Origin of the sequence: Bradyrhizobium uaiense, from assembly GCF_010811875.1 — a bacterium.
In the GTDB taxonomy this organism is placed as follows: Bacteria; Pseudomonadota; Alphaproteobacteria; order Rhizobiales; family Xanthobacteraceae; genus Bradyrhizobium; species Bradyrhizobium uaiense.
Genome location: NZ_VKHP01000412.1, coordinates 1 through 4,125 on the forward strand (window position 1 = coordinate 1; position 4,125 = coordinate 4,125).

Annotated in this window: 4 protein-coding genes; 1 reads left to right on the forward strand and 3 read right to left on the reverse strand. The window is 63.0% G+C overall.

From position 1 onward, the window contains the following. Positions 1-221: 221 nt before the first annotated feature. Genes FNJ47_RS44895 through FNJ47_RS44905 form a run of 3 tightly spaced genes read right to left on the reverse strand, consistent with a single transcriptional unit; the run spans position 222 to position 3,045 of the window. Positions 222-1,037, reverse strand: a complete 816-nt coding sequence (locus tag FNJ47_RS44895; protein WP_163163044.1) for an ABC transporter permease — start codon at positions 1,035-1,037, stop codon at positions 222-224. Then, positions 1,037-1,948 carry an ABC transporter permease gene (locus FNJ47_RS44900; RefSeq protein ID WP_163163046.1) on the reverse strand — a complete coding sequence of 304 codons (912 nt, stop codon included), beginning with the start codon at positions 1,946-1,948 and terminating at the stop codon, positions 1,037-1,039. The genes FNJ47_RS44895 and FNJ47_RS44900 overlap by 1 nt, the downstream gene beginning before the upstream one ends. Next, positions 1,945-3,045, reverse strand: a complete 1,101-nt coding sequence (locus FNJ47_RS44905) for an ABC transporter ATP-binding protein (RefSeq protein ID WP_236000549.1) — start codon at positions 3,043-3,045, stop codon at positions 1,945-1,947. Before FNJ47_RS44905 ends, FNJ47_RS44900 begins: the two co-directional genes overlap by 4 nt. A gap of 363 nt (positions 3,046-3,408) precedes the next feature. Between FNJ47_RS44905 and FNJ47_RS44910 the strand changes: the two genes are divergently transcribed. Further along, a complete protein-coding gene (locus tag FNJ47_RS44910) occupies positions 3,409-3,852 on the forward strand; it encodes a hypothetical protein (RefSeq protein WP_163163050.1) in 444 nt (147 codons plus the stop codon). Positions 3,853-4,125 lie beyond the last annotated feature (273 nt).

Sequence of the window (4,125 nt, forward strand, 5' to 3'; positions counted from 1 at the left end):
CGCTCTCGAGGTCGGGGAGAGGGTGCTACACGGCGCTCTCTCTCCGTTCAGCGTTTCAACGAGCGCGATCGAGATTGCGAGACCGACGCTCGCGTCAATCATCTCAGCCGGGGTCACCCCTCTCCCCACCCTCCCCCGCAAGGGGGGAGGGAGCCCTTCCGCCGGTGGCTCCCCTTACACGGAGATGTTTCGCGCAAGGAAAAATGCGTCGAGACAAGAATCTACAACGGCGCGGCGCTCTCGCCGCGCGCGCTCGACAGTTTCGAGGCGAACGAGGCCACCACGATGATCACGGCGATCAGCGCGATGACCAGCGTGCAGATCGCATTGATCTCGGGCTTCACGCCGAGCCGCACTTCCGAGTAGATCCGGATCGGCAATGTCGCCGAGCCCGGCCCGGTGGTGAAGCTCGCGATCACGACGTCGTCGAGCGACAGCGTGAAGGCCAGCATCCAGCCCGCGACGATCGCCGGCACGATCAGCGGCAGCGTCACCAGGAGGAACGCGCGCACCGGATCGCAACCGAGGTCCATCGCGGCCTCTTCCAGGCTGCGGTCGAGCACGGTCAGGCGCGACTGCACCACCACGGTGACGAAGCACATCGTCAGCGTGGTGTGCGCGATCGTCACCGTCCAGAAGCCGCGTTCGGCATTCAGCGCCACGAACAGCAGCAGCAGCGACAGGCCGGAAATCACCTCGGGCATGACCAGCGGCGAATACAGCATGCCGGAGAACAGCGCCCGGCCCCGGAACCGCTCACCGCGCGCCAGCCCTACCGCCGCCAGCGTGCCCAGCAATGTCGCCAGCGTCGCCGACACCGCGCCGACCGACAGGCTCATCCAGGCCGCATCGAGCATGGCGCGGTCGTTGAAGAACTCGCGGTACCAACGCAACGACCAGCCGCCCCACACCGTCACCAGCCGCGAGGCGTTGAACGAGTAGATCACCAGGATGACGATCGGCAGATAGAGGAACGCCAGCCCGAGCGCCAGCGAGGTCATGTTGAAGCGCGTCAGCCTGGTGACGGTGTGCGCCATCAGCCGCCCGCCTCGAGCTGCCGCCGTTGCAGGCGATCATAGAGCACGAGCGGCGGCACCAACAGCAGCAGCAATGCGACCGCCGCGGCTGATGCCACCGGCCAGTCCTTGTTGGTGAAGAATTCGAGCCACAACGTCTGCCCGATCATCAGCGAATTGGAGCCGGCGAGCAGATCGGGGATCACGAACTCGCCGACGATGGGAATGAAACAGAGCAGCGCGCCGGCGCCGACGCCCGGCAGCGACAGCGGGAACGTCACCAGCCAGAACGCTTGCAGCGGCGAGGCGCCGAGGTCGCCCGCGGCCTCCAGGAGCGAGGCATCCATCTTCGAGAGCGTTGCATAGAGCGGCAGGATCATGAACGGTAGATAGGAATAGACGATGCCGAGATACATCGCGCTGTCGGTCGACAGCCAGACCACCGGCGCCGAGACAATGTGCAGCGCCAGCAGGATCTGGTTGAGCAGGCCGTCATGCTGAAGGATGTTGATCCAGGCATAGATCCGGATCAGGAACGAGGTCCAGAACGGCACGATGACCAGCATCATCGCCACGGCCTGCCAGCGCTGCGGCAGCCGCGCCATGCCGTAGGCGATGGGGTAGCCGATCAGCAGCAGGATCAACGTCGACGTCACCGCGACGACGAGGCTGCGCAGATAGGACAGGATGTAGAGATTGTCTGAGATCAGCAGCTTGAAATTGTCGAATGACAATTGCGCAAACGCCGCCAGCGCCGCCCGGCCCTCGGTAAAATCGAACACCGGCGTATAGGGCGGCTGCGCGATCGCGGTCTGCGACAGGCTGATCTTCAGCACGAAGCCGAACGGCACCAGGAAGAACAGCACCATCCAGAGATAGGGCGCGATCGCGGCAAGCCGCGCCGGCCGGGCGAAGATGCGGCGCGCGCTCATTGCTCCAGCACCAGGCAGTCGTCGGCGGTGAACCACGCCACCACGCGCTGGCCGGCAAGATAAGCGTCGACATCGAGCCGCGCGGTGTTGGCCATCGAGGCCCGCACCACTGCGCCCGTCTCCAGCTTCACCCGGTAGCTGGTGACGCCACCGAGATAGTTGACGTCGCTGACGACGCCTTCCAGCCGGTTGATCGCATGCGAACCGCCCTCATCCGAGGCCGGCGCGCGGCGCGACAGCTTCACCTTCTCGGGGCGGATCGCGACGCTGACGACCTCCTTGGTCACCGGCGGCCACAGCTCGCTGACCGAGAGCGTGCCCGCTTCCGCAGTCGAAACCGTCAGGCGGCCATTCTCGCGGGCGGCGACCTGGCCGTTGAACAGATTGATGTCGCCGACGAACTCGGCGATCCAGCGCGAGGCCGGCGCCTCGTAGAGATTGCGCGGAGTAGCGACCTGGACCAGCCGGCCGGCATCCATCACGCCGATCCGGCCGGCCATCGTCATCGCCTCCTCCTGATCGTGGGTGACGATGATGAAGGTGGTGCCGAGCCGACGTTGCAGCTCCATCAGCTCGCCTTGCGTGCTCTCGCGCAGCTTCTTGTCGAGCGCAGCCAGCGGCTCGTCGAGCAGCAGCACCTGCGGCCGGCGCGCCAGCGAGCGCGCCAGCGCCACGCGCTGCCGCTGGCCGCCGGAGAGCTGGTCGGGCTTGCGCTTCTCCAGCCCCTCGAGCTTGACCAGCGCCACCATCTCCGCCACGCGGGTCGCGATATCCTTGCGCGCCATGCCGGCGCGCCTCAAGCCGAACGCGATGTTGTCGCGCACCGACAGATGCGGGAACAGCGCGTAATTCTGGAACATCATGTTGACGGGCCGCTCGTGCGGCAGCACCTGGGCGATGTCGTTGCCGCCGAGCAGGATGCGGCCCTCGTCCGGCGTCTCGAAGCCCGCGAGCATGCGCAGCAGCGTCGTCTTGCCGCAGCCGCTCGGGCCGAGCAGCGCGAAGAACTCGCCGGCGCGGATATCGAGCGAGAGCTTGTCGACCGCACGGAAATTGCCGAACGACTTGGCGACGCCCTCGATCCGCAGCAGCGGCATGTCCGAGACGGCCGGTTCAGGCAACGGCTTTGCCGCCTCCGCACTCGCTTCGCCCGATGTCACGTCAAGAAGCCCCGATTCCCCACAAAGGTCCAATCCTGGCGGCAAGCTAGCGGCGGATCGCCACCGGCTCAACCGCCTCACGGACATCTCCCGCAATATTGTCGGCTTCCGCGCCTCAGCCAGGGTGTGTACTCATAAACGCGTTGCGTCGGCTTTGAGCTACAAACCGGAGGACACGTGCTCAATCTGAACCTTACCGCTCTTGACCCAAGGCGGATTGCTCCCCAACAATTCGACCTGCTTCTGCAATCGAAATAGGCGCTTTGACTCGGCTAGCGCGCCATCGATAAAATGTATTCTATGAATGAGAGCGAGCCGATTTTTGATTTCGATCCAGATTTTTGCCGCAAGATTGCCGGGTGGGGAGCAGTCATCTGCTTAGCGTGGTTGGGAATCGCTATTTGCATTCTCGCCCTCGTTCATCCTGGTAGCCAATGTCCGGCTTGGACCATTTTCGCCAAAAATGGTCAGGCTACATCGTTGTGGGTGATTGTGGGCCTCTTTACAGGCTTTCCTACGATCTGGATTTGCTTCATTGTTTTTCGATGGAAGGGCTTTACTCGAATGATCTACGATAGCGGCGCGGATAACTATAAGCGCTTTCTAGCGTCGAAGGGTTTGGATTACCAAAACCAGCCTGCCTCTTACATCTTTCCTTTGAACTCGGTGTTCGTGGTCGTCATCGGGCTGTTGTGCCTGTTTTGCTCAATGCCTCTCTGGGTGATGATCCTGCCTTGCTTTTAGGGACGGTGAGTGACCCGCAAGCCTGCCACCATATCTTCAAGCGGCCCAACTCGGACCTCCCGCGATGTTCGCTCTTGCGATGCTGTTGAGGGTTAAGCAGACGTGAGCCCGAAGGAGCTCGTTGCCTTTACGAGTGCATGCCCTAGCACTACTTTGGCAGATTGTCGATTTTGCTGTGCTTTATAGGATTCCCGAATCAATATTTCAATGATTCATGGGTGGTCGGCTCTTGGAGGGCTGACCATGGCGGGATGGGAAGACGAGCTCGAACGC

What these genes read in the sequence shown, in the direction of transcription:
- FNJ47_RS44895 (WP_163163044.1), bottom strand. Translation starts at nt 1,037, where the DNA reads ATGGCGCACACCGTCACCAGGCTGACGCGCTTCAACATGACCTCGCTG.
- FNJ47_RS44905 (WP_236000549.1), bottom strand. Translation starts at nt 3,045, where the DNA reads ATGCCGCTGCTGCGGATCGAGGGCGTCGCCAAGTCGTTCGGCAATTTC.
- FNJ47_RS44900 (WP_163163046.1), bottom strand. Translation starts at nt 1,948, where the DNA reads ATGAGCGCGCGCCGCATCTTCGCCCGGCCGGCGCGGCTTGCCGCGATC.
- FNJ47_RS44910 (WP_163163050.1), top strand. Translation starts at nt 3,409, where the DNA reads ATGAATGAGAGCGAGCCGATTTTTGATTTCGATCCAGATTTTTGCCGC.